The organism is Bacillus sp. LK2 (genome assembly GCF_001043575.1).
Lineage (GTDB): Bacteria > Bacillota > Bacilli > Bacillales > Bacillaceae_G > Bacillus_A > Bacillus_A paramycoides.
Genome location: NZ_LDUK01000057.1, coordinates 1 through 24,106, shown reverse-complemented (window position 1 = coordinate 24,106; position 24,106 = coordinate 1). Strand labels below are relative to the sequence as shown.

At 34.3% G+C, this 24,106-nt stretch carries 28 protein-coding genes, 2 tRNA genes and 1 pseudogene; 6 read left to right on the top strand and 25 right to left on the bottom strand.

Annotated elements, in window-relative coordinates:
- The first annotated feature begins 137 nt into the window (after positions 1 to 137).
- The gene (locus VK90_RS24745; protein ID WP_048376008.1) at positions 138 to 947 is read left to right on the top strand and encodes a hypothetical protein; all 810 of its coding nucleotides are present in this window, start codon (positions 138 to 140) and stop codon (positions 945 to 947) included.
- 299 nt (positions 948 to 1,246) lie between these two features.
- Here the strand turns inward: VK90_RS24745 and VK90_RS31490 are convergent.
- The 16 genes and pseudogenes from VK90_RS31490 to VK90_RS24675 form a co-directional block, all read right to left on the bottom strand.
- Positions 1,247 to 1,443, bottom strand: a pseudogene (locus tag VK90_RS31490) (hypothetical protein).
- Positions 1,444 to 1,649: 206 nt separating this feature from the next.
- A complete protein-coding gene (locus VK90_RS24735; RefSeq protein ID WP_048376007.1) occupies positions 1,650 to 3,320 on the bottom strand; it encodes a hypothetical protein in 1,671 nt (556 codons plus the stop codon).
- Positions 3,321 to 3,600: 280 nt separating this feature from the next.
- Entirely contained in the window at positions 3,601 to 4,779 is a 1,179-nt protein-coding gene (locus VK90_RS24730; protein WP_048376005.1) for an XRE family transcriptional regulator, read from the bottom strand.
- A gap of 35 nt (positions 4,780 to 4,814) precedes the next feature.
- On the bottom strand, positions 4,815 to 5,528 hold the full coding sequence (locus VK90_RS24725; RefSeq protein ID WP_231595955.1) for a DUF5986 family protein: 714 nt from the start codon (positions 5,526 to 5,528) through the stop codon (positions 4,815 to 4,817).
- Positions 5,529 to 5,756: 228 nt separating this feature from the next.
- Positions 5,757 to 5,903, bottom strand: coding sequence for a phage major capsid protein (locus tag VK90_RS24720; protein WP_231595952.1), 147 nt, complete (start codon positions 5,901 to 5,903; stop codon positions 5,757 to 5,759).
- A gap of 44 nt (positions 5,904 to 5,947) precedes the next feature.
- Positions 5,948 to 6,124, bottom strand: a complete 177-nt coding sequence (locus VK90_RS30390) for a hypothetical protein (RefSeq protein WP_197088229.1) — start codon at positions 6,122 to 6,124, stop codon at positions 5,948 to 5,950.
- Positions 6,124 to 6,423 (bottom strand): hypothetical protein, encoded by a 300-nt coding sequence (locus VK90_RS24715; RefSeq protein ID WP_048376003.1) that lies wholly within the window; start codon positions 6,421 to 6,423, stop codon positions 6,124 to 6,126. Before VK90_RS24715 ends, VK90_RS30390 begins: the two co-directional genes overlap by 1 nt.
- A 249-nt stretch (positions 6,424 to 6,672) precedes the next feature.
- Positions 6,673 to 7,161, bottom strand: coding sequence for a hypothetical protein (locus VK90_RS24710; RefSeq protein WP_048376001.1), 489 nt, complete (start codon positions 7,159 to 7,161; stop codon positions 6,673 to 6,675).
- Positions 7,161 to 7,643: a hypothetical protein gene (locus tag VK90_RS24705; RefSeq protein ID WP_048376000.1), complete on the bottom strand. Its 483-nt coding sequence runs from the start codon at positions 7,641 to 7,643 to the stop codon at positions 7,161 to 7,163. Before VK90_RS24705 ends, VK90_RS24710 begins: the two co-directional genes overlap by 1 nt.
- A 29-nt stretch (positions 7,644 to 7,672) precedes the next feature.
- A complete protein-coding gene (locus VK90_RS24700; RefSeq protein ID WP_048375998.1) occupies positions 7,673 to 8,122 on the bottom strand; it encodes a terminase gpP N-terminus-related DNA-binding protein in 450 nt (149 codons plus the stop codon).
- A 355-nt stretch (positions 8,123 to 8,477) separates the two neighbouring features.
- Positions 8,478 to 8,663, bottom strand: a complete 186-nt coding sequence (locus VK90_RS31485) for a hypothetical protein (RefSeq protein WP_082148051.1) — start codon at positions 8,661 to 8,663, stop codon at positions 8,478 to 8,480.
- 126 nt (positions 8,664 to 8,789) lie between these two features.
- Positions 8,790 to 9,164, bottom strand: coding sequence for a sigma factor-like helix-turn-helix DNA-binding protein (locus VK90_RS24695; RefSeq protein WP_048375996.1), 375 nt, complete (start codon positions 9,162 to 9,164; stop codon positions 8,790 to 8,792).
- A gap of 11 nt (positions 9,165 to 9,175) precedes the next feature.
- The gene (locus VK90_RS24690; protein WP_048375994.1) at positions 9,176 to 9,403 is read right to left on the bottom strand and encodes a hypothetical protein; all 228 of its coding nucleotides are present in this window, start codon (positions 9,401 to 9,403) and stop codon (positions 9,176 to 9,178) included.
- 384 nt (positions 9,404 to 9,787) lie between these two features.
- Positions 9,788 to 12,040 (bottom strand): VapE domain-containing protein, encoded by a 2,253-nt coding sequence (locus VK90_RS24685; RefSeq protein ID WP_048375992.1) that lies wholly within the window; start codon positions 12,038 to 12,040, stop codon positions 9,788 to 9,790.
- 135 nt (positions 12,041 to 12,175) lie between these two features.
- Positions 12,176 to 12,475, bottom strand: coding sequence for a helix-turn-helix domain-containing protein (locus VK90_RS24680; RefSeq protein ID WP_048375990.1), 300 nt, complete (start codon positions 12,473 to 12,475; stop codon positions 12,176 to 12,178).
- A 5-nt stretch (positions 12,476 to 12,480) separates the two neighbouring features.
- A complete protein-coding gene (locus VK90_RS24675) occupies positions 12,481 to 12,717 on the bottom strand; it encodes a helix-turn-helix transcriptional regulator (protein ID WP_048375989.1) in 237 nt (78 codons plus the stop codon).
- A 184-nt stretch (positions 12,718 to 12,901) separates the two neighbouring features.
- On the opposite strand from VK90_RS24675, the gene VK90_RS24670 reads away from it, so the two are divergent.
- Positions 12,902 to 13,513, top strand: coding sequence for a helix-turn-helix domain-containing protein (locus VK90_RS24670; RefSeq protein WP_048375987.1), 612 nt, complete (start codon positions 12,902 to 12,904; stop codon positions 13,511 to 13,513).
- A 16-nt stretch (positions 13,514 to 13,529) separates the two neighbouring features.
- Positions 13,530 to 14,708, top strand: coding sequence for a site-specific integrase (locus VK90_RS24665; protein ID WP_048375985.1), 1,179 nt, complete (start codon positions 13,530 to 13,532; stop codon positions 14,706 to 14,708).
- 77 nt (positions 14,709 to 14,785) lie between these two features.
- On the opposite strand, the gene groL is transcribed toward VK90_RS24665, so the two are convergent.
- The gene (groL, locus tag VK90_RS24660; RefSeq protein ID WP_048375983.1) at positions 14,786 to 16,420 is read right to left on the bottom strand and encodes a chaperonin GroEL; all 1,635 of its coding nucleotides are present in this window, start codon (positions 16,418 to 16,420) and stop codon (positions 14,786 to 14,788) included.
- Between the two features lie 36 nt (positions 16,421 to 16,456).
- Complete coding sequence (gene groES / locus VK90_RS24655; RefSeq protein ID WP_000917305.1) at positions 16,457 to 16,741, bottom strand: co-chaperone GroES; 285 nt, start codon at positions 16,739 to 16,741, stop codon at positions 16,457 to 16,459.
- Between the two features lie 405 nt (positions 16,742 to 17,146).
- On the opposite strand from groES, the gene VK90_RS24650 reads away from it, so the two are divergent.
- Complete coding sequence (locus VK90_RS24650) at positions 17,147 to 17,896, top strand: CPBP family intramembrane glutamic endopeptidase (protein WP_048375981.1); 750 nt, start codon at positions 17,147 to 17,149, stop codon at positions 17,894 to 17,896.
- On the top strand, positions 17,893 to 18,084 hold the full coding sequence (locus tag VK90_RS24645; protein ID WP_048375976.1) for a YdiK family protein: 192 nt from the start codon (positions 17,893 to 17,895) through the stop codon (positions 18,082 to 18,084). Before VK90_RS24650 ends, VK90_RS24645 begins: the two co-directional genes overlap by 4 nt.
- 29 nt (positions 18,085 to 18,113) lie before the next feature.
- Here VK90_RS24645 and VK90_RS24640 read toward each other — a convergent pair whose 3' ends face one another.
- Positions 18,114 to 18,743, bottom strand: coding sequence for a redox-sensing transcriptional repressor Rex (locus VK90_RS24640; protein ID WP_002174584.1), 630 nt, complete (start codon positions 18,741 to 18,743; stop codon positions 18,114 to 18,116).
- A 187-nt stretch (positions 18,744 to 18,930) separates the two neighbouring features.
- On the opposite strand from VK90_RS24640, the gene VK90_RS24635 reads away from it, so the two are divergent.
- Positions 18,931 to 20,856 carry an ABC-F family ATP-binding cassette domain-containing protein gene (locus VK90_RS24635; protein ID WP_269431830.1) on the top strand — a complete coding sequence of 642 codons (1,926 nt, stop codon included), beginning with the start codon at positions 18,931 to 18,933 and terminating at the stop codon, positions 20,854 to 20,856.
- A gap of 266 nt (positions 20,857 to 21,122) precedes the next feature.
- Here the strand turns inward: VK90_RS24635 and tsaD are convergent, their stop codons facing one another.
- The 6 genes from tsaD to VK90_RS24605 all read right to left on the bottom strand — a co-directional run bounded on the left by tsaD (position 21,123) and on the right by VK90_RS24605 (position 24,070).
- On the bottom strand, positions 21,123 to 22,139 hold the full coding sequence (tsaD, locus tag VK90_RS24630) for a tRNA (adenosine(37)-N6)-threonylcarbamoyltransferase complex transferase subunit TsaD (protein ID WP_025149411.1): 1,017 nt from the start codon (positions 22,137 to 22,139) through the stop codon (positions 21,123 to 21,125).
- Entirely contained in the window at positions 22,139 to 22,582 is a 444-nt protein-coding gene (gene rimI, locus VK90_RS24625) for a ribosomal protein S18-alanine N-acetyltransferase (RefSeq protein ID WP_048375974.1), read from the bottom strand. Before rimI ends, tsaD begins: the two co-directional genes overlap by 1 nt.
- Positions 22,583 to 22,595: 13 nt before the next feature.
- Positions 22,596 to 23,288 (bottom strand): tRNA (adenosine(37)-N6)-threonylcarbamoyltransferase complex dimerization subunit type 1 TsaB, encoded by a 693-nt coding sequence (gene tsaB, locus VK90_RS24620; RefSeq protein ID WP_048375973.1) that lies wholly within the window; start codon positions 23,286 to 23,288, stop codon positions 22,596 to 22,598.
- Positions 23,269 to 23,742, bottom strand: a complete 474-nt coding sequence (gene tsaE, locus VK90_RS24615; RefSeq protein WP_002113433.1) for a tRNA (adenosine(37)-N6)-threonylcarbamoyltransferase complex ATPase subunit type 1 TsaE — start codon at positions 23,740 to 23,742, stop codon at positions 23,269 to 23,271. The genes tsaB and tsaE overlap by 20 nt, the downstream gene beginning before the upstream one ends.
- 172 nt (positions 23,743 to 23,914) lie before the next feature.
- Positions 23,915 to 23,990, bottom strand: a tRNA-Asp gene (locus tag VK90_RS24610).
- A gap of 3 nt (positions 23,991 to 23,993) precedes the next feature.
- A tRNA-Met gene (locus VK90_RS24605) sits at positions 23,994 to 24,070 on the bottom strand.
- Positions 24,071 to 24,106 lie beyond the last annotated feature (36 nt).

The window sequence follows — 24,106 nt, the reverse complement described above, 5'->3', positions numbered from 1 at the left end:
CGCTGTTAAACACATATCCACATCCATTTGATGTTAACACAACAATTGTTGTATTTTAAAAAAAGGGGGACTTCTCACAAGAGATATCCCCTTTTCATTCTTAAAAATGGTAAAATATAGTTCAAGGAGGGAGAAGAATGAGGAAACTAAAAGTAACTGTTTTTATCTTATTACTGGGCATACCACTATCCCTATTAAATGGTTGCTCTACAGACACAAAACTATTAGAAAAACCAATAGGAGATTATTTGTCCGAAAACTACGGGATAAAGAATGGGGATTTTAAAATTCTTTCTACTGATAGTGGGTTTGGAGCTTCTCATCAACAGACTTACGTGGAAATAAAAAAACCATACCGCACTCTTGCTTATTTACTTGTAGACAAAGAATCATATGAAATAGTTAAAAATGGAAGCGATGATGTTTTTCTAGAAATATTTAAAGGAGCTTATGTTGAACAACATCGTGATGTTTTGAAACAATCCGATAAGATAATAAAAAAGTATAACTTATTAAGTAAATTCTCCTATCGTAAAAATAAACCAAATTTCTATTACTATTTAGATATACATATAGATAAAGAAAAAGAAAAGGAATTAATTGAAAATTTCAAACGTGATCAAAAAATAAACACTGACAATATAATGAAAATGTTAAAAGATAGTAAACCTAGAGATCATGCTAATTATACAGGAGTTATCAATTTTAATTACTATTACAATACCTACAAAAATAGTGAAACTGTTCCCAATGCTCAAAGTATTATGGATGATTTTGAAAAGAGCCACGTGCTAACAGAGGGCATTTATAAGATATCTGTTGTGACCATGTATTCCAGCCCTAATGAAACAACCATAGGAGGAACGGACAGTCGTAATAATAATGTCATGTTTACCGTGGATGAACAAGGGAAATTCGAAATATTAAAAACAACTGTAGATTCTTGATAAAATAGGCCAATTGTTGTGTTTTAAATAAAGGGCGACTTCCCACAAGGGATAGAGAGCCCCTTTTGTTTTTATCGCTGTTCTTGTTCTATTATTAATAACTCAGTGGTTCAAACCCACTTAGCCAAAAACGGGGACAGCTCAACTTTGAGCATCCCCCCACTGAAAAAGGTACGTCCAACTTTGGACAGTCCTCCCTGCTTAATTAATTGCATAAGCATATATAACTAAGTCTTCTTTATTACCTTCAAAGTCATCAATTCGAGTTATGCCATACTCTTTACCTCTAAACATAATGCTCATACTTGGATGTAAATCATTTCTCCATCCAATTCACCTATTTTCTTTTTAACTTCCTCTTCAGCTTTACGAACAGCCAATATACGAGGTACTGATATTTTCATAAAAAACTCTGCCATTTTCAATGCAGTTTCCTCACTTGGTGGATTATCTAGTATAGTTCTTTTCTTTCCATAAGATCCTCCCTTTCATTCATGATTTTTTACATCTTTTCTTTTTATTTTCCTTGTAAGTGAGTATGTAACATAGTTTTCCATCTTCCAAAACAGATTCCCTATCATAATCCAACAGAATTTCAGCCGGATTAATTTCTTCTATGTTACAAATAAAGAGCATGTCTTGAAAAAATAAATTAATCAAAACAGCTCTCCCTTATCCTTAATTATTTCCTTTTAATTCAAATTAAAGCTTATTAGCTCTAACCGCTTTATTAAATTCTATCCAGTTATAATAAGGATAATTATTTGAGGTTAAATAGAAATTTTCTCTCGCAGTAACAATTAAAGATTTCACTTTATATTGTTCATCTCCATCTTTAATATTAAATAAATCCAATACTTCTTTTTTATGCAAAATCAATGCCTCTTGCCTATTTTTTATTTTTTCTGTAGTTTTTTTACTAGTAAGTTTTTTTGTATCTTTAACCATCATTTCTTTTAATGAAGTTGCAGGTTGATAATATTTTACTTCTATATTAAATATAATTTTGTTTGTTTCATCCAAGGCTAGTACATCAATATCTCCCTTGTTAGATAAGATATTGGTACCATTACTAATAATTTTATCTATTTCAAATCTAGGAACATAAACAATTTCACCACTATATCTTTTCTTCTCAAATGGAACGCGATAACCTCCCTCGATTAAAATGTCTACTACGCTAGCAACAAAATAACTTGTCATATGCTTAGTTATTCCGTCCATTTCTTTGTTCATCAAGTTCATATCTTTTTGATACTCTTCAATGAATAGATAGGGAAAATGGCTTGAATGATGTAAGGCTTCAAACACTCCCCCATTTTGCATTAAATCATAAGGACCAAAAATAATTAAATCATTTACAACTAGAATAGATTTCAACTCATAATTAATATTTTTGTCTATATCTTTTAATTCATTTAAATTTGGCAAAGAAAATATGCTTATTATTTTTTCAAATTTAGAACGTTCTAGTCCAAATTCATTCTTAACAATCTCATAAAATCTATCCCTATTAATTATAATTAACTTAAAAGATTGAGCTTTAAATGTATAGGATTCAAAAAGATTTCCTAATCTAAATGGCAAGTCAGTTAATGAACGCATTTCATCTGGTGTAATCTGATACTTCGTTTTAAGAAAATCTTCTACCTTTCCTTCAAGCGTAAAGAAGTCTAGATTTTCTTCCTTTAATTTAAGTATTAAGTTTTCATTTTCAATTCTATACTGCTCTGGTTTTACAGTACTAGGATCCGCCTTTAAATTCTCGAAATACTCACCGAATACTTCATCTTGGTTTTGGCGTTTTAATATTTCTGAAACCTCAAGCTTTTCTTCGCCATCCTTAAAAATTACATCTAATACACTAGATATGTTCAGTAAAATTCTAGATAAAGAAATTGCGGTAACTAAATTACAATACCCTTCATCTAATTCACCTATAGAGGCACCATAAAAATTATTATTATCAATTTCAAAAATTAACTCTATCAGCAAATTTGCAATACTAAATTCATTCATCCACTCCCAATAATCTTCCGCCTTTAGGTCAATTGCAGCTCTAAAAAATTGCCTATGCATTAGTATTGCCGCAATTAAGTCCTCTTTTGTATAAAATGATAAGTGGTTTTTAATTATATCCTTAATATCTTCAAGTAAATTGCCAATATTGTCAGTCGAATATTTTCTACCTTTATATTTTTCTATTAAGTAAATTTCACTTTTTAAAAATAATAAATCAGCTTTAGATAAAGATTCTGCCCAAGATACGATACCTTCAAAAAGGGAATGCTTTAAAAATTCCGTGATACATTCTTCACAATAACTATTTGTATTAAATATATTTACGTCCTTTTGACATTTTTTGCATTTCATTATAAATACCCCCCTGAAATTTTTAGTAATATCTCTTCTTATGAAAACGATAAAAAGAATGCTGTATGGACGAGCAAGTTTAACAGTATTACAAAAACGTATGTTATATAACCTTTGATTTATTATTCTAAAAAAACAATAGATAATGAGTGAATAGCGTCATATAATGGTTTCACCAAAAAGGCGTAAGAACCACTTTTATTTTGCACTAAACATACTAATTGAAAATAAAAAAGGACACCGAATGAAATATCTACTCATTCAGTGTTCTTTTTATTATTTATACCGTTCTATTGGATTTGGTATTTCTTTTCAGTGCTAACACAACATTAGATCTATCATTTCTAAAGTTAGCCAGTGTACCTTCTTCTAAACCAGTCAATGCTTCAAACATATCTTCACGTAGACTTAATTGATACTCACTTGAAAGTTCTTCTAAAATGCTATTCCCATCAAAAACATCATTTTCAAGCAATGCAAGAATTGACTTTTTAATTAAAACTGGACTTGTAGGATTAGATTGTCCGTCTAATGGTTCTTTTTTTCTCCAGCCATTTTTACTCATTTGTCTTTGCAAATACGAATATTGATTGAAAGTGATTACCCCTAAATTGTATGCTCTTCTAACCATTACTCCCACAGAAACATGCCACTTCTTCTTCATAAAGACATAATGATCTAGATCAATCGGAAACATACTAACATCTCTAATAAAAGGTTCTTTTGGGAGTAGAAATGCACTAGCAAAATCATTGGCCTGCTGTTCCATTTCTCTTTCCTCATCCTTAGACAATGTAGATAAGTCAAGGTAAGGTTCATGAATCAGTATGTGAGCAAGCTCATGAGCTGCATCAAACTGCCTTCTATATCTACTCCCTTTATCATTACCTAATACTACAAAATAAACATCTGAACCATTTATTTTCCTTGTCTGTGTATATGCATCAATTTCAGAAACATTTATTCTTGAGGTAGAAACAATTATTCCATTTATCTCTAAGAGCTCCACCATATTTTTAATCGGCTTATCTCCTAGTCCCCAAAACTCCCTAGCTTGTACAGCCATTTCTTCTATGTTCATATTATCTACATCTAAAGTAGGTAAGTTTTCTTTAGGCAAATCAATATACTCATTAATGAGCTGATAAATAATTGAAAGAAAGTCTAATCTTAATTTCTGAGCCTCAAGATCTTTCTTCAAAGTTTTAGCAAGTGCTCTAAAATAAGCATTACCTACTTTATCTGTAACCGTGTCATCTTCGAAGTAAAACTTTCTTGGGAAACCTAATACACCTTCCAATTGAAGCATGATTTCTCCACTAGGTGGACTTATATTTTTTTCGTACTTAGAAATCATTTGTTTAGATATTGAAAGCTTTTCCGCTAAATCCAATAAACTCATTGCATTAAAGCGCCTAGCTAATTTCAATCTTTCACCATTAAATTTAGATGTAATCATCTTAAAAAATCCCTTTCTATGAGAAGAGCGCGATTTTATTCAGATGTTTTCTTGTGCTTTCTTTTAAGTGAAACCGTCATATCATGCTGTTCTTGTTCTTGTTGTTGTTTGTCGTCCTTATCACCATCATCATTAGAAGCAACAGTAATAAAGTCACTCCAATCCTCTTCATAAAGCGTATCTAAATTTTCATTTAATATATTAGCTTTAACGGATTTTAATTCATAGCCTTTCATATCAAGACTAATCACACAGAACTGTTCAATCTCACAAGGACATGCTTGAAGCATTTCCTTATATATCTGACGAGCTTCCTCTTCATCGAAATCCAAGCCAAATGATATTTGCATCTCTCTTCTCTGACTCAAATCTAACTTCTCCTGAAAATCCGCATTACATACCCCTGAAATGGCAGAAATGTAATGCATTACTTTAGGCTTTATCTTTCCTGTCTGCCTAGCATCAAGATTGTCTTGAGACAAAAGGAAAAATAAAGTCTTACTTGTTGTATCAACAAGCCCTGTAACTTTCCAGCCATTTCTCTTTGTTTTGAACGAAGCAAGCTCTTCCGCATCATTCCCAAGTTGATGAGAATATATAAAACTCCATTTTGCCATCCCATGACCATTGTTAAATCCATAATCATTTGCTAATCTATCGCTAGCCTTAGACAACGATGCTTGAACCCTTTGAATGATTTGTCTGATACTATCTCCATCAACATTCAGTTTAAAAGGCAAAGACGACACTCCCATTCTTCAATATTTTGTCCTCTTATCTTTACATTTTATTTAAAAAACGTCAACCTATAAACTTATATTTTTGGAAATAGTCAATAATATTCTTTTTCCAATTGAAATTTATATCAATTTCACATCAATATCCCTAAAAACACACCATACTTGCAAATATAGTCAAACTATTTAATTTCCAATCGATACACCGTTGTTTCTACCTCTGAATAGATTAGCTTCCTATCAAGAAGGTTGTATAATTTCAATTTCCAATCCCTCTGAATTGTCTTGAATAACGAAGGATGAAAAGTCACCAAAGTAAAATACTGCTGCTTTATCTGCCCAGCCTTTTACTGCATCTGTGCAATCAAGTGGAAATCCTAGTAACATGTAACTTACTCCACCGTCCTTTTTAAAAATAGTGGCTTTTTACGTTATTGAAAAGGATTTGATAAGTTTATATTAGAGTTTAACCGTTTAGTGATCTGCATACATTCCTCTAATTCCGTTTGTGCTTCATCGTCTTTCTTCGCTTCTTTTGCTGCAATTGCTTCCTCTCCCTTTTCGATTGGCTTTCTGAGAATTGCTCGTACATGCTCTAGAATATCCATTAGAACATTAACACCGTATTAGAAGGCGCATTTAATGACATCATAAACATTTGTTTTACCCCGTCTTTTCCGTACTCCTTAATCAATCTATCCATTCCTGTAACATGTTTGCTATGGTTCATTGCGTTAAATCGCATATTAGAAAATGTTTCTTCTGGTAATTTAGCGAAATATTTTCCCTGCTCTTTCTGCATTTCCTTCCATTCTTTATGTAACCTATTAAATTCTTCTTCACTCATTCCTTCATTTCTCGCGTTCATGATCAGTTTTGTTAACGCGTTAATACTTTGCTTCTTCATTTAGTTAAACCTCTTTCATAAAATTATTTCCGAGCATTTCGAATTATATTGATTGTATATAGTTAATACATTAGCAACTTCTTTCTAACACTCTTTTCTCTCTTTATTTAATGTTATTCGCAATTTAGGTATAAACACATTAGACAGTTACACAAAATAGCATACAGAACAAACTGAAAATCCATTTTTCTAATTTTCATTATTTCCCGCCCCAAATGGAAAAGAATCCTAAATAAAAGGGCTCAAGTGTTAACCTTCAATAACTAACGTTTCGTTTACTTCTTTTTCCTCGGCTTCAATATCTGGATTTTTAAGCGCTTTTTGTTTGCCACTCTTTTTCGGCGCGTCCAGGACATCAACTCTCTTTTCAATCTTCACTGAATAGTCGACTCCAAGTATAGGAGATTTTAAATTACCCCATTTTGTACTTGTTTCCCATTTTCTATAAATCTTGTTTTCTACATAACGTAACACTTCATTTACTCGCTGATCTTCTGATTCGTTCGGATCATCATAGTAAAAAGTATATTTGTCATTAGGTTTGAAGTTGCTTTTGTTACGTGATAAAGCATTCTTTAACCAGTTTTTAACTTGTCCGTCCCCTTCTTCCTTTAATAAGTCCATACGACCGAATAATACTTTCCCTGCATCTGTTAGCGGCGTTAGTTCAATATCATAAGTATGATAAGCATGTTTTCTTTCGCGTGCTGATAGAATCTTTTCATATAGTGTAATCATTATCGTAATACCTCCGATTTCGTAGACGTAACCATTTCATATAGTTCGCGGTAATAACTTCCGTAAAGTACGTTACAATGCATTAACTTTCTGTGAGCTTCATGCATTTCATTTAGTTCTACATTAATAACGGCAACTTCATCAGCAATAGACGTTTCTAAGTCATCTTTTCGTTTGCATAACTCGATATACCGCTTGTCCATTGCTGCGATTTCTTTCTTGATAACTTTCGCGGCCTGGTCTTTGTCTTCTTTGCTAAAAATAACAGTTGGCGTGTAACCAAACTTTATTTCGGCTTCATACTCTTTTTCTAGTCCTTCAACGATCTTTGTAATATGGTTATATTCATTGCGTGATGCAACGTTTCTTTGGCATTCGCGGGCTAATTTAAGTTTTTCCAGGGTTGGAAGGCTTCTTTCTTCTGTTTTGATTCGTTGATAAAATAATTCTTTCAATTTTAAACTATTTTCTAAATGTGCCATGTTTTCATGACCTCCTGTTATATTATTTTTTATATATAAAGTTCTTCATCTTCTTCGGTCTCTTCAATGTCTATACCTAAAAATTCTAGTAACTTTGACATTGACGTAATAACTTTTGTTAATTCTGAAATAGAATCATTCTTTTTGACTGATCCTGTTACACCCATTACAGATACGCCGCGTTCTTCAATATCTTCAATCAATTTGTTTTTGATATCGAAAAATTTCATGTACGTATTCACCATGTCTACGAATTGCATTTCGTTTTCTAGACCTTTATCTTTCAATTTAGACATCAGTAAATCATAAAGCTTTTGACGATCTACATTTGCCGATAGTTCTACCCACTTGTAACGGTGACGCCAATTGTTTAGCGTACTCTCTTTGACTTCTAATTCTGCTGCGATTTCTTTAAATGAGTATTTTCCGCTTTTATACATTTCATAAGCTGTTTGTTTTTTGTCTTCATTTGAAATCATACTTTCATCACCCTTTCATCACTTGTTTTATTATTTTTTTAAAATGAAAATTACTATTTGACGTGTATATTTGAGTTGTGATAATCTAAATTTAACGAAACAAACATTGATTTCATGCGGTTTATAGGTTCATACTTAACAATTTAATTTACCAATCAAAAACATGAATGTTTTCCTAAAAAAATAGGAAAGCATCTTTTTTTGGCCTTTTTTTCTATTTTCCATGCGCGCGACGCGAAAATAAAAAGAGAAATCCCCCCTCGCGTTGCCTGGCCCCCCATCAAATTGTTTCTAGAAATGTTACCGGGGGGTCTTATACGTGTGTAAACCAAAAAATTTTTTACTTTAAATTTATTTATTTAATCGCCATTCCGAAAAAGTGATTTGCATAGCATAAAACTATTTCAGCTTCATCTAAAGTTAAGTTTAAGTATTGTTCTAACCAATGCTCTCTAAGGTTGTTACTAAGCCATTCATATGATGTCTTCTCACATGCTTTAGGCTTATGTATGTGTCTTATCTGTTTGTAAGTCTTGTATATGTCTTGATGAAACTGTCTGTCTGTATGTCTCTTCCTTTAATAATCGTCTTACTAACGTGCTTTCATTTTCCTTTGTAACTCCCGTGTTCGTCCATGTGCATCCACAGTTCTTTATCCTCTTACCTTTTATCTCTCAGCAAACTTGATTCTTCTCATAATCTCAGCATGTTTCACTTTAATATAATGCGTACTGTAATTTAATTTGGCTCCTATGCCTTCTAACGTCATTCCATCAATATATTTCAGCTTAAGTATCTGTTGTTCTAAGTTTTTGAAATTACTCACTAAGTCAACGAGCTGTTGCAATTGTTCTTTCTTAAATGTGAGCTTCTTCTTAAGTTGATCCAGTATCTTTTCTGTTTCTTCATTGCCTGTATTAATTGATAATATATCTTTACCCCATTTGCTCTGACGTTTTAATTCAGCATGTATTCTATTAAACTTGTATTCCAAATAAGCGATTTCTTCTTCTAACATTTGATAATCTTTAAGGCAAACCAATTACATATCACCTACTTAGGCTCACTCTTTGTAACAACCTCTTTACCCGATAGCTTCATCTTCTTAAGGACATAGCCTGTACGAATATATGGACTATCTTCCTCAAAACAATGTGCATCCCTGTGCCCTTCACCTGTTCCATGATGATGAAACTTTCTACAGTACTGACACCATGTACTAAGATTTCCTTTTTCATCACGTTCAATTGCTAATACGATTGGAGCTTTTTTAGTTGCCATTTACTTACCTCCATTTTTTAGTTTGTATCCGAAAAAGCATCTTACCCGTCCCCGTTTCACTGGGGTGAACACCATTTAAGCTAAATATGAACACCAAGGTGAACCGCATTTAACATTAAAAGTTCTACCCAAAAACATTGATATGACTTGATTTTGAGTAGGGTGAACACCATGAACACCAGAAATCGGCAAAAGTAACAAACTGTGAATTCTTCTACTACTCTCTCTACCTATATCTCTATATTTTTACTTTTACACTTTTATATAGATTATGGTGTTCATGGTGTTCGCTTTTCCCTCTATCCATTGGTATAACTGGTTTTAAAGGTAGAACAGCAACTTGTGTTTTACCTGTTCACCTGTGGTTCGTTTGTGTTCACCCTATTAACATGAAGGTTTACCAGCAAAAGGCGGTGTTATCCATCCTCTTTCTCTGTCTTTCCCCTTTTGCTTTCTTACTGCTCCATACTTTTTAAGCGCTGTAGCTGCATTTTTTGTATTCTTGGTTAACTCCAGTTCCTTGAAGATGACCTTACTACTCTTCCATGTCCACAAGTCTTTAGATGCCCCCCAAGAAAATCCACTTAAAATTTCAATTTCCTCATGTGTCTGTAGTTCGCTTTCTTCGTTGTGTTCTTTTTGTTTCTGCGCTTCTTCACTAGTAAGTAGGTGTGAATCATCTTTTAACGCCATTGTGGCGATTTCTCCCCAAAACTGGTCAATATCCATTGCTTTCAAGTCACTTATCTTGTCACCTACGTTTATTACAGCGTACCGTCTATTCCCTGTCTTATCTTTCAAAAATTCATCGTCATTAACAGTAGCAAAGAATACTGTCATCCTTGGATATTTAACTGATAACCGTTGATATGGTCGCCTGAATTCATCAAAACTCTCTGTAAAGAACGCTTTTAGTGCTGCCTGTTCAAATTTCATTGTAGAATCTAGCTCACCTAATTCAACGGCAAAGTTACTTACTGCTTCGATTACACTGTCTTTGTTCTCTGGGTTAAGTCTTTTGCCTGTTTTGAAATAATCATCATCTAGTGAGCTAAACAACAACCTAAACCAGAATGTTTTCCCACAACCTTGAGAACCTTGGAGGACAAGTACAAATTCTTGGTTCATCTTTCCACTTTCGTTGAATGCAAGTTTAACAGCTTGGATTGCCCATTTCTTCAAGTATGCAATCCCTAATTCTCTATCTGATCTAGCGTTTAATGTAGTGAAAATTTCCTCTATACGACTCTTTCCATCCCATTTCTTAGATACGTTTAAGAAATATTCAGCGACTTTGTTCTTCTTATTACAGCTAGCTAAATATAAAAGATGGTCAATTAGTTTATCTTTCGTTACGAAATAATCCATATCAATAGCTTCTTCTATAATTCCTTGTGCATGATGATCTGCTATTTCACCATCAAAATATAAATTTAATGATGATAAGTATTCACGTTTTCTTATAACATCGTAATAAACCTCTATGCCCATTGAATCTAATAACTTCTTAGTATTTTCAGCTTTAACAAGGATTTTGTTTCTGCTATTTCTTTTAAAATCTATTTCATTTTGTACTTTCGGTTCTTCTTGTTTATGAATGCCTTGTCCACCACTTATATGTTCCTCGTAATACGCCCTCACTTTTTCGTCTTTCTTACAATACTCAATCATGGCTTTATAACTAGGCTTGTCCTTCATATCCTCCGTACCATTATCTAGGCGGGAAAATTTATGTAGCCTATATAAGTCAAAACTGTTTACATTCTTACCGCTTATCGGGTCTGTTGAATGATTGCTATGTGCATGCGTACCATCGTCATAAACAATTAATCCACCTTTAGAGCTTCCTTCAACATAGGTATATCTATTGTTTCTAAATGGCTCATATTTATCTGACAAGAAGTTGTCCAAAACATCCGTTATCGAATAAATATTTGTCCATGCCCCAATCCAGTTTTGTTTTGTGCGTGGATCCGCTTTTTCATTATTTTTAAAGGTCTTGATTTCTTCATGTTGTTTTGTAATGAAGCTAGCATCAAAGAAAGGGAAGTCTTGATAATAAAATTCATAATTATCAGGGTTACTACAAGTCGGATAGTGCATGTGTCGCTCAAATTCACATGAAGTCTCATCTATCCACACTTGGAGAATATCCACTAAATATCGTGTGACTTCTTTGTAGTGCTCCGGCTCAATATCATGATGCAAAGGTATGATAACCCTGTAACGTGGATTCTCTTTTGTATGATTGTGTGTTGAATACATAGCAATCGCAAAATTTGTAAAACCCTCAATGTTCTCCCATACATTTACACCTTCTGGCACTTCATCTATATCGATTAATATAATGCTTCTGCTTTTTACATTGGCTTTATTCCTACGATTTTGAACATATCCACCTATAAAACCACCTGCATTGCCTTTCTCATTGGTTATCATAGGATCGCTTATCCTATTTAAAAGCTCTCCGTATGCTATCTTTTGGTTAATAGCATTTGTGTTGGTAAGTGATTTAAAATTAGTTATATCTATTAACCTGTCATATTTAAGCTCTATTTTTTCTTTATGTGATGTTATAGTAGATAACACTTTCTCACCTCCTTGATGCTGAATAATGTTTTTAAAAGTAATTATCATATTTGCTTTAACATTCGGTTAATTTCTTCTAAAACTTTGATTGCTTTCGGATCACCGTTCTCCGCTTTTTCTAAAATAATATGTAACTTTTTTTTCATGTTTTGTTCCGTCATTTTTTTTAAAAATCTCCCTCATTTAAGATTCAAAACAGTAAAACTTTATGTCATTGTTAATAGCATTCATATTGGAAGTCATATCATCCAAAAATTCATCCACTTCGTTTTTTTTAAATAAATATTTACTACCAACTTTGTAATACTTCAAACCATTTTTAATAAGACGATCCTCTATAATTGGTTTGCTAATATTCAAATACTCGGATAGTTCTTTATAAGTTAAAAAATATTTTTGTTTAGCTAATTCCTCAACTTTTTCATTAATTGCTTTTTCTAATATTGAATTAACCGTCTTTTCATCAAGCTGAACATTTAACAATTTACTCACCCCTTTTTATTTTTTTCGCTGGACCTCTCCTCAATTGTGAAAATATCATCAAAGTTCAATAGCAAAGTATCGCAAATTTTTTTTGCAGTATTAGGTCTTGGTGATTGTTTTCCGTTTGATATTTGAATAAATGTTGCTTCTGACATACCGCTTTCACGTGCAAAAGCACGTTTAGAAAACCCTCTTTTTGCAATAATTTCATTAAATTCACTACGAGATTTTAATATAATCAACTTCCCCACCGCCATCCTAAACAATACATAAAACAAAATGATTAGTGTATTGGTTATTTCGATTTACACACTCATCATAATACCGTATTAATTGGTTGTCAAGTCATTTTGATTAGTGCATTGGTTATTTTGATTAGTTATGATATCATTAGGGTAAACTAATTCAAAAAAGGAGTTTATTTTTATGGGACTAATTCATTGTAATTTAAGGGTTTTAATGGCTGAACGAGGGCTTAACATTCAAAAAGTTAAAGATAAAACTACTTTATCTAGGACAACCATCTCTAACTTGTACAATAATTATGGATCGGGAATTCAATTTGATACCATAAGACAATTATGTGAATTACTAAAGTGCAAACCTGGCGACCTAATTTCTTACGTTGATATAAAGCCAGAATTCGAAGTTATTACTGAAGAACCAGAAATATCAATGGATGAGTCTACTCATGTTGTAGATGAAGAAGGAAACGAATATCAGTTTATTTCACAAATCGACACAACTTTAACACTACATTGCAAACTTTGGTATGAAGGAGAAAATCATGAATTTGATTTTCAAACAAAAGTACTGTATGGAATAAACGAGAAAAAACTTATCGACGGTTTACACATCGGGATTCCTCCCCTTTTTGAATTTAAATTAGATCAACTCCAATTATCTGGGTATGTGGAATCATATGTTTATAACAAATTAGATGATTTTCTAATCGAATGGGGCATTGAATTCTTTAATGATAATGAAATTGAAGGAATGGACATCTCATATATCGATCACTATGAGTTACTAAAATAAAAAAGAGGGGAATCCAATGGCATATATCTATAAAAAGGGGAAAAAGTGGGCGTTTCGTGCATACATGGGTACAGACCCTGTAACCGGGAAGGAAATAAAAAAGAGTAAATCTGGTTTTTTAACGCAAAAGGACGCAAAACTTGCAGCCGCTTTATTCGAAAGACAATTTCATAATGGGGAATATATTCAGCCCTCTAAAATAGCCTTCTTAAACCTTTATAACGATTGGGAAAGACATTATAGTCAAGATGCTAAAGAAAGCAGTGTGAGGGCCAGAAGGATTGCTTTAAAGCATATTATTAATGAGTTTGGACAACTTCCGATTCAAAAGATAACTAAAAAGGATTATCAAGACTTTATAGATAAGCTTGCTACTCAATTCAGTACAAACTATGTGTCCAGTATTCATACTTCGACAAATATGGTATTCGAATATGCTATTACAAATAATTTAATCAAAGAAGCACCAACGAAGGGCATTAAACTACCAAAGAAAAAGAAAACCGTATCTGATCTTGAAAATGATAATTCTATTAATGAAAAATTTCTTGAAAAAGAGGAATTGGAAGAATTTCTAACTGTCACTAAAAATGAAGGCTTGGAGAGCGATTTACTTGCCTTCACTATGTTAGCTTATACTGGTTTAAGAATTGGGGAATTGGTAGCTTTAAAATGGTCTGATATTGATATTGATGAACATACACTAAGGGTTATAAAGACTTACTACAATCCAACGAACAACAAGTTAAAATATACATTACTAACACCTAAAACAGAGGGTTCCATTCGCACTATAACAATAGACCCTCTTTTAGTTGCTATGCTCAAGCAACACAAACAACAACAAGAAAAAATAATAACAGATAACAAACCTTTTTATAAAGATAATGATTTTATTTTTTCAACCAATGAAGGTTATCCTAAGACAATTAAGCATTTATCAATTAGAATGCAGCGATTACTTAAGAAAACATCTATACAAAAACAAGTCACACCTCATTCATTTAGACATACTCATACCTCTTTGTTAATTGAAGCAAATGTACACATAAAAGAGATACAAGAACGACTCGGACACTCCGATATTAATACGACAATGGACATATATGCACACATGACAAAGAACATAAAAAAAGAGGCTTCCAATAAGTTTAGTAACTTAATGAAAGACCTCTCTAAAAATCTCACTGACTAATATCGGTCACTTTTTCGGACACTCAATTAGGTGTAAAGACTTATAAATGTTGATATAACAAGGTTTTTACACCTTTATTACATCATTCCGCCCATACCACCCATGCCCATGCCGCCCATGTCAGGCATTGCTGGTGCATTTGGTTCTGGCTTGTCAGCAACTACAGCTTCAGTTGTTAAGAACATAGCTGCAACAGATGCTGCGTTTTGAAGTGCAGAACGAGTTACTTTAGCTGGATCTACGATACCAGTCTCAAGCATGTTTACCCATTCGCCAGTAGCTGCGTTGAAACCAACGCCTACTTTTTCGCCTTTTAGACGCTCTACAACTACAGATCCTTCTAGACCAGCGTTGATTGCGATTTGACGAACTGGCTCTTCTAACGCACGAAGTACGATGTTGATACCAGTTGCTTCGTCGCCTTCAGCTACGATAGAAGCTACTTTCGTGTATACGTTCATAAGTGAAGTACCACCACCTGCAACGATACCTTCTTCTACTGCTGCACGAGTTGAGTTAAGTGCATCTTCAATGCGAAGTTTGCGCTCTTTTAACTCAGTTTCAGTTGCCGCACCTACTTTAATTACCGCTACGCCACCTGCAAGTTTTGCAAGACGCTCTTGTAATTTTTCACGATCGAATTCAGAAGTTGTTTCTTCTAATTGCGCACGGATTTGACCGATACGAGCTTCGATTTGTTGTGCATTTCCAATACCTTCAACTACAGTTGTGTTTTCTTTCGTTACAACAATTTTACCAGCGCGTCCTAAAGATGCAACTGTAGCAGATTTTAAGTCACGTCCTAATTCTTCAGTGATTACTTCGCCACCAGTTAAGATTGCGATATCTTCTAGCATTGCTTTACGACGGTCACCAAATCCAGGAGCTTTAACAGCTACTACATTGAATGTACCACGAAGTTTGTTCACTACTAATGTAGCCAATGCTTCGCCTTCTACATCTTCAGCAATGATAAGAAGTGGTTTACCTTGTTGTACCACTTGCTCTAATACTGGTAAGATTTCTTGGATGTTAGAAATCTTCTTATCAGTAATTAAGATGTATGGGTTATCAAGAACTGCTTCCATTTTGTCAGAATCAGTAATCATGTAAGGAGATGCATATCCACGATCAAATTGCATACCTTCTACTACGTCTAATTCTGTTGTGAATCCTTTAGATTCTTCTAAAGTAATAACGCCGTCGTTACCAACGCGCTCCATTGCTTCAGCGATTAATTGACCTACTTCTTCGTCAGCAGCAGAAATAGCAGCTACTTGTGCGATTGAAGATTTACCTTCGATTGGTTTAGAAATCGTTTTTAATTCTTCAATTGCAACAGTAACAGCTTTTTCGATACCTTTACGAAGACCCATTGGGTTAGCACCAGCTGTTACGTTTTTTAAACCTTCACGAATCATAGCTTGCGCCAATACAGTTGCAGTTGTCGTTCCATCACCAGCTACGTCATTTGTTTTACTAGCAACTTCTGCTACTAATTTCGCACCCATGTTTTCGAATGCATCTTCTAATTCGATTTCTTTTGCAATTGTTACACCATCATTTGTAATAAGTGGTGAACCAAATTTTTTCTCAAGTACAACGTTACGACCTTTTGGTCCAAGTGTTACTTTTACTGCGTTTGCAAGAGTGTCGACACCGCGAAGCATCGAACGACGTGCTTCTTCACTAAATTTAATATCTTTTGCCATAATAATTGACCCCCTTGAATTTTTAAATGTATATAATTAACCAATAATTGCTAAAATGTCACTTTCACGTAAAATCAAGTAGTCTGTACCTTCGTATTTCACTTCAGTACCTGCATATTTTGAGAAGATGATAAGATCACCTGCTGCTACCTCTAAAGCAACACGCTCACCATTTTCAAGCACTCGACCAGTACCTACTGCAATAACTTTACCCTCTTGTGGTTTTTCTTTTGCAGTGTCTGGTAATACAATACCACTTGCTGTTTTTTCTTCTGCTTGAACAAGTTCAATTACAACGCGATCACCTAATGGCTTTAGCATGAACAATAACCTCCTCATTTTGTTATGTAAATTTTATTTATTAGCACTCAACTCTCCCGAGTGCTAACACACTTATAATAATAAATAATCTCCATTTCTTTTGCAAGTAAAAAAATCATAATTTTTTCGCAAATTACTATATAAACGTTTCTATATAGAATTGTTGCTTCTTCTACTACCTTTACTATATGAATCGTTGTTTCCACTTCTCGTATGTTACAATATGAAAGACACCCTAAGTTGTTTTCGCTACACGTACAACTTTTTCCTGTCTCCTATTTCATTTTTAAATACAGATTTACAAAAAAATCATAATACGATTGAACGTTTATATCACAGATAGGATATTTACATGTTATCCTACCTTATCTCATACACTAGAGTTAGAAAGGATGGTTAAGCCATTTGAAGAAACAATATTGGTGGATTATCGTTACATACATTTTAATGCAGTTATCTGGGATTGTTGGATTACCACTTCTCCTAAAAACAGGCCTCTATGATAATAGAGGATTTACCATTGAGGAAAAAGGTCAAATCATAACTGGCCATTGGGCAATTATTAGCTTCTTTATTGCATTATGTATCGTACTTTGGTTACTTAAAACAGATATTCGTGACCGGCATTTAGATAAAATGCGCTCTTCTGCTCCAGCTACAATTGGATGGGTTATTATCGGGTTCTTCTTAGCACTGTTCTCACAAAGTATTGCCGGTATGATTGAAATGCGTTTATTAGGGATTACACCTGGATCTGAGAATACAGCAAGGCTTATGGACATCGCAAGAACGACACCTTGGTTCCTTATTGTTATATCTATAATAGGGCCTATTTTAGAAGAAATCGTATTTAGAAAAATTTTATTTGGCACACTTTATAAGAAGTTTAATTTCTTTATTGCAGCTATCGTTAGTTCGCTTGTATTCGCGGCGATTCATTTTGATTTTACTCACTTATTGGTATACACTTCTATGGGGCTCGTATTCGCCTTTTTATACGTAAAAACGAAACGAATTATCGTTCCTATTGCAGCTCATGTTGCAATGAATACATTAGTTGCAGTCGCTCAAGTTGTAGTAAGTAATGAGCAAATTCAAGAAATGATTAAAGAGGCTGAAAAAATGCAAGGCTTTATCGGAGGATTTTTAATATGAGAAACTCACCATTGTTCATGGCTGCATTGTACTTCCTTCTTGGATGTGTCTTCACACGCTTCGCCATTACGAACGTGACAGATACAATCTGGAATATGTGGACAATACTATTTGCAGTTATGGCAACAATTGATTTTAATTTGTCACTTCGCCTTATCTTAGTCAAATTCACAAAGAAAAAACAATAATAAAACGCAGAGGTTGTCTCCTCTGCGTTTTATTGTGGATAATTTTTCAAAAAGTAAACAAGCGTTTGTAACTCTACAGCTAAATCAATATGATGAATTCTTATATTCTCTGACACATTTAATCGTGCTGGCGTGAAATTTAAAATACCATGCACGTTCGTTTCTGCCAATCTATCTGCCACAGCCTGCGCTACTGTAGCGGGTACCGTTAATATTGCCACTTGTATATCAGTTGATAAACGCTCTTCTAATTCATCTAAATGATATACAGGAATTCCTCCGATTTCTGTTCCAACTTTCTCTTCACTAACGTCAAATGCCATTTCAATTTTTGTATTATTGTTTTTCGTGAAATTATAATGTAAGAAAGCGGTCCCTAAATTACCTACTCCAATAAGCGCTACACGTGTTATATCATCTTGGTCGAGTGTTTCACGGAAAAATGATAATAAATAATTTACGTTATATCCATACCCTTTTTTCCCTAACGCTCCAAAGTATGAGAAATCTCTTCGAATAGTTGCGGAATCAACCTTTACCGCTTCACTCAATTCGGCTGATGAAACACGTTGCTTACCAGAAAGAGATAAGTTTTGGATAAATCGATAGTATAGAGGCAATCGTTTAGCAGTGGCCTGTGGAATTTTCTGCTGATCCATATAACCTCTCCTCTCTTCCTATCTTTATTCATATACTCGAATCAAATTCAGAAGTTTAGCACTCATGAATTTCCTTGTATAATAAAGAGAAGAAGTATTCTCTCTTTATTTTAAACTATACACTATTTTTAGTATGATTGAGAAATATAAACATGGCAAAGTTAAGAAATTATTTGAGGTGAAAACATTGATTTTATTACAAGTGAATGGACTTTCGAAATTATACGGTGCAGAAACAATTCTCGCAAACATAAAATTGGAAGTACAAACAAAAGATCGTATCGCATTAGTCGGCCGAAATGGGGCCGGGAAATCTACATTATTAAAAATAATTGCCGGAGAGTTATCTCATGATGGTGGTGAAATTATAAAGCCGAAAGATGTCTCAATTGGGTATTTAGCTCAAAATACCGGATTAGAAACATCTTTAACAATTTGGGATGAAATGTTAACCGTCTTTACACATCTACAGCAAATGGAGACAAAACTTCGAAGGCTAGAGCAAGAGATGGGAAAAGAAGAAAACTTTTCAAATGCGGCTGCATATGAGAGATTATTAGCTGATTATGACCAATTACAATTAGATTATAAAGATCAAGGTGGTTATCAGTACGAAGCGGATATCCGCTCAATTTTAAGTGGTCTTGGCTTCCCAGTTGAAACGCACCAGACGACAATTTCTACATTAAGTGGTGGACAAAAAACACGCTTAGCTCTTGGGAAATTATTATTAACTAAACCAGACTTACTTATTTTAGACGAGCCTACAAACCATTTGGACATTGAAACACTAACGTGGCTTGAACAATATTTACAAGGTTATCCTGGTGCGATTTTAATCGTTTCCCATGATCGCTATTTCTTAGATAAACTCGTTACACAAGTATACGAAATTTCTAATAAGGAAAGCAGACGATTTGTTGGTAACTACAGTAAATATTTAGACTTAAAATCAGCATTATATGAGCAAGAGATGAAACGTTATGAAAAACAACAAGATGAAATCGCTAAACTTGAAGACTTTGTTCAAAAAAATATCGCTCGTGCATCTACGACGAAACGCGCTCAAAGTCGCCGTAAACAATTAGACAGAATGGAATTATTAACTAGACCATTAGGTGATTCTAAATCAGCCTCCTTCCACTTCGATATTGAAAAACAAAGTGGAAATGATGTTTTGCAAGTAAAAGATGCAACTATTGGCTATGACGAGGAACCGATTATTGAACATGTAAATATGCGCTTAACTCGCGGTGACAGTGTTGCATTAGTTGGACCGAACGGAATTGGAAAATCCACATTATTAAAATCCATTGTGAATAAGTTACAGCTATTACACGGAGACGTTGCTTTCGGATCAAATGTATCTGTTGGTTATTATGATCAAGAGCAAGCCAACTTAACATCTTCTAAGCGAGTTTTAAATGAACTATGGGATGAATATCCCCTGCAACCCGAAAAAGAAATTCGCACTATACTAGGCAACTTTTTATTTACAGGGGATGATGTATTAAAACCAGTATCTTCTCTTAGTGGTGGACAAAAGGCTCGATTAGCTCTTGCAAAACTCATGATGCAAAAATCAAATTTATTAATTCTCGATGAGCCAACGAACCATCTTGATTTAAATAGTAAAGAAATTTTGGAGAATGCTTTAATTGATTATCCAGGTACTCTTCTATTCGTCTCACATGACCGCTACTTTATTAATCGCGTAACGACAACCGTTGTTGAGTTATCAACAGAAGGTGCACAAGAATATTTAGGTGATTACGATTACTACGTTGAAAAGAAAAATGAAATGATTGAGCGTGCAGAATTTGAACAACAAGAAGATGAAGTACCTGTTCAAAAAGTAGTTGCACAAGAAAAATTAAATTATCTCGAAGAAAAAGAACGTAAAAGGTTAGAGCGTCAACGTACTCGAAAAATTGAAGAACTAGAACAAAATATCTTAGGCTTAGAAGAAGAAATTGCTACATTAGAAGATCAGCTTTGCTTACCAGAAATATATGCAGATTATGAAAAGGCTAGTGAAATTACAACTAAAAAGCTCACACTACAAGAACAACTTGAAGCTTGTATGGCAGAATGGGAAGAACTACATTTATAAAATAGCTCTAACAAGGTAACTTAATTGACTAAAGTTACCTTGTTTTTTATTTCCCAAAAAAGAATATATTTAAAGGTCAGACTTCACCTGATTTATCCACAAGTTTATGCACATATCCACCTTTATAATATAAACCCCCAAATAACTTTTCCACATTATCCACAACCACACGAAAAGTTATACACATTTCATGTACACAAAAAAACCCGTATTATCAACAGATAATACGGGTTTTATCCACAAGCTGTGGTTAATTTTGTGCATAACTATGCTTCAATATCTAATCCTGGATTTGCATTTAAAGCTAATGTCGCGCGTTTTCCTTGTTCGTATGCAATTGTACCTGCAGCCGCAATCATCGCTGCATTATCTGTGCATAAAGATAGAGGCGGAATAATTAGCTCAATATTTTCTTTTTGTGCAAATTCTGCCTCTAAACGTGCACGAAGCCCTTTATTAGCAGCTACTCCACCAGCAAGAAGCACTTGCTTTACATTATAAGCATCTGCTGCACGAGACGCTTTCGTTACAAGTACATCTATTACGCTCTCTTGGAAACTTGCTGCTAAATCTTCCGGTGCAATTTCTATACCGCGTTGTTTTGCGTTATGCACAGTGTTGATAACTGCTGATTTTAATCCACTAAAGCTGAAATCATACGAATCAGGTTCTAGCCACGCACGAGGCAAATCAATTGTTGGTTTTCCTTCATGCGCAAGGCGATCAATATGAGGGCCACCTGGATAAGGCATTGATAATGTACGGGCCACTTTATCGTAAGCTTCTCCCGCTGCATCATCTCGCGTTTCACCAATCACTTCAAATGAACCATGTTCTTTCATATAAACAAGCTCTGTATGCCCACCAGATACAACAAGTGATAGTAACGGGAATTGCACTTCTTTTACTAAACGGTTCGCATAAATATGGCCAGCGATATGATGAACACCAACTAGAGGAATATCATGAGCAAAGGCCACTGCTTTTGCTGCATTTACACCTATTAAAAGCGCACCAACCAAACCTGGCCCTTCCGTTACAGCAATTGCATCAATATCCTCAAAAGTGATATTCGCTTCTTTTAAAGCTTCTTCTAACACAACTGTAATTTCTTCTACATGATGACGGGATGCAATCTCTGGTACAACTCCGCCAAAACGCTTATGACTTTCAATTTGTGATGCAACAACGTTCGCAATGATTTCCGTTCCATTTTTAACAACTGCTACCGCTGTCTCATCACAGCTTGTTTCAATACCAAGTATAATCGTATTTTTTTCCATTATATATTCACCCACATTACAAGACCATCTTCCTGATTGTCTGCATAGTATCGTTTACGAATCCCACCATTTTGAAATCCGTATTTCCTGTATAACTGCTTTGCTACTTCATTTGACACGCGTACTTCAAGCGTCATTGTTTTTACTCCTAATCCTTTCGCTTCGGAAATGACTTCTTTCAATAAGGCATCTCCTAGCTTTTGACCTCTGTATTCTGGCAGGATAGCTATATTTGTTATATGTGATTCATCAAGAATTATCCACAATCCACAATATCCAATTACGAGACCATCTTTTTCTAACACAACATAATGTGCATGTTCATTCATCTCTACTTCACGGTGAAAGGCATCTGCAGTCCAAGGAGTTGAAAAAGATGCTTCTTCAATAGCTACAATTTGAGCAATATCATCGAGTGTCATCTTTCTAAATATCATATCCATTTTCTATAGACCCCTAATTCTTTTGACTTTCTAACCATTTGGTTTCAGCTTCGGCTAAACGAAGGTAACTAGGAACAAACGTATGCACATCCTGCTCTTCTTTTTGTAATCCTAAGAATGCTAACTCACTTGGTCTTGGGTTATTCTTAGTAAATGGAGCAAATACAGCTTGATCACCTAAATGTTCTACAATTGTTTCTTTATGCAATTTAACATCGTTACCAATAAATAGAACAGGTTGCCCTTTATCTTTTAACATTTGCAACCAATCAACAATAAGAACAATTCGGTCTTCTTCTATAGAAGTTAAATTCTCTCCTTCATATGTATATAACCCAGTATAAATTTGCCCACGTCGTCCATCGAATAAAGGACAGATTAATCCATTAAAATTAATACCGTTTGCAGCCACTACTTCTAAACTTGATACACCTACAATCGGTATTTGAAGTGACCAAGCTAATGTTTTTGCAGCTGTTACACCTATACGAACACCTGTATATGATCCTGGTCCAGCTGCTACAACGATTTTAGTCAATTCTTTCGGTTTTACACCACATTCTTTTAATAGTTGTTCTACAGCTGGCATAAGGCGTACAGAATGGTTTTTTGTTAAATTTGTAATGATTTCCCCAATCACGTTGTCTTCCTCAATAAGGGATACACCCATTACGTAATTTGAAGTATCAATTGCTAGTACTTTCATCTTGTAATAGCTCCTCACATAATCTAATATAGCGATTTCCAATTGGCTCGAGTACAATTTTCCTTGTATCGTCTCCAGCATGGAATAAGCTAATTTGTAACTTCTCATTCGGTAAATATGCTTCTATTAAATGAGCCCATTCTACTACTGTAATCCCTTCACCATAGAAATACTCATCAAATCCTAAATCTTCTTCACTTTCCGCTAAACGATACACGTCCATATGATATAGCGGTAATCTTCCTTTATATTCTTTAATAATATTGAAGGTAGGACTATTTACGACTCTTTTCACTCCAAGACCTTTTGCTAATCCTTTTGTAAAAGTCGTCTTGCCAGCTCCAAGATCACCTTCTAAAATAATTACATCTTGTGCCTTTACAAGTCCCCCTAATTTTTCTGATAATCTCTGGGTTTCTTCGGAAGATTTTGTTGTTATTTCATATTTGCTCACAGACTTCACCTACTTTACTCACAATGTTCTCTGCTCTTTATTATACAGGTTTTGAATATATAAAAAAGTCCTTAGGAGTTTTCCTAAGGATAGTTTGACTGTCTTTATTAGTTTTGTTAAAACAAATAAAAAAATACGAAACAACTTGTTTCGTTCTTTTCTTTATATAAAATGGCGGTCCCGACCGGGGTCGAACCGGCGATCTCCTGCGTGACAGGCAGGCATGTTAACCACTACACCACGGGACCATTTGGTTGCGGGGACAGGATTTGAACCTGCGACCTTCGGGTTATGAGCCCGACGAGCTACCGTACTGCTCCACCCCGCGATGATATAAATAGCTTGGCGACGTCCTACTCTCACA

Bases quoted from the DNA above. Each gene is read 5' to 3' on its own strand.
- VK90_RS24745 (WP_048376008.1), top strand. From the start codon at position 138: ATGAGGAAACTAAAAGTAACTGTTTTTATCTTATTACTGGGCATACCA.
- VK90_RS24735 (WP_048376007.1), bottom strand. From the start codon at position 3,320: ATGAAATGCAAAAAATGTCAAAAGGACGTAAATATATTTAATACAAAT.
- VK90_RS24730 (WP_048376005.1), bottom strand. From the start codon at position 4,779: ATGATTACATCTAAATTTAATGGTGAAAGATTGAAATTAGCTAGGCGC.
- VK90_RS24720 (WP_231595952.1), bottom strand. From the start codon at position 5,903: ATGTTACTAGGATTTCCACTTGATTGCACAGATGCAGTAAAAGGCTGG.
- VK90_RS30390 (WP_197088229.1), bottom strand. From the start codon at position 6,124: ATGGATATTCTAGAGCATGTACGAGCAATTCTCAGAAAGCCAATCGAA.
- VK90_RS24715 (WP_048376003.1), bottom strand. From the start codon at position 6,423: ATGAAGAAGCAAAGTATTAACGCGTTAACAAAACTGATCATGAACGCG.
- VK90_RS24710 (WP_048376001.1), bottom strand. From the start codon at position 7,161: ATGATTACACTATATGAAAAGATTCTATCAGCACGCGAAAGAAAACAT.
- VK90_RS24705 (WP_048376000.1), bottom strand. From the start codon at position 7,643: ATGGCACATTTAGAAAATAGTTTAAAATTGAAAGAATTATTTTATCAA.
- VK90_RS24700 (WP_048375998.1), bottom strand. From the start codon at position 8,122: ATGATTTCAAATGAAGACAAAAAACAAACAGCTTATGAAATGTATAAA.
- VK90_RS24690 (WP_048375994.1), bottom strand. From the start codon at position 9,403: ATGGCAACTAAAAAAGCTCCAATCGTATTAGCAATTGAACGTGATGAA.
- VK90_RS24685 (WP_048375992.1), bottom strand. From the start codon at position 12,040: ATGATAATTACTTTTAAAAACATTATTCAGCATCAAGGAGGTGAGAAA.
- VK90_RS24670 (WP_048375987.1), top strand. From the start codon at position 12,902: ATGGGACTAATTCATTGTAATTTAAGGGTTTTAATGGCTGAACGAGGG.
- VK90_RS24665 (WP_048375985.1), top strand. From the start codon at position 13,530: ATGGCATATATCTATAAAAAGGGGAAAAAGTGGGCGTTTCGTGCATAC.
- groL (WP_048375983.1), bottom strand. From the start codon at position 16,420: ATGGCAAAAGATATTAAATTTAGTGAAGAAGCACGTCGTTCGATGCTT.
- groES (WP_000917305.1), bottom strand. From the start codon at position 16,741: ATGCTAAAGCCATTAGGTGATCGCGTTGTAATTGAACTTGTTCAAGCA.
- VK90_RS24645 (WP_048375976.1), top strand. From the start codon at position 17,893: ATGAGAAACTCACCATTGTTCATGGCTGCATTGTACTTCCTTCTTGGA.
- VK90_RS24640 (WP_002174584.1), bottom strand. From the start codon at position 18,743: ATGGATCAGCAGAAAATTCCACAGGCCACTGCTAAACGATTGCCTCTA.
- tsaD (WP_025149411.1), bottom strand. From the start codon at position 22,139: ATGGAAAAAAATACGATTATACTTGGTATTGAAACAAGCTGTGATGAG.
- rimI (WP_048375974.1), bottom strand. From the start codon at position 22,582: ATGGATATGATATTTAGAAAGATGACACTCGATGATATTGCTCAAATT.
- tsaB (WP_048375973.1), bottom strand. From the start codon at position 23,288: ATGAAAGTACTAGCAATTGATACTTCAAATTACGTAATGGGTGTATCC.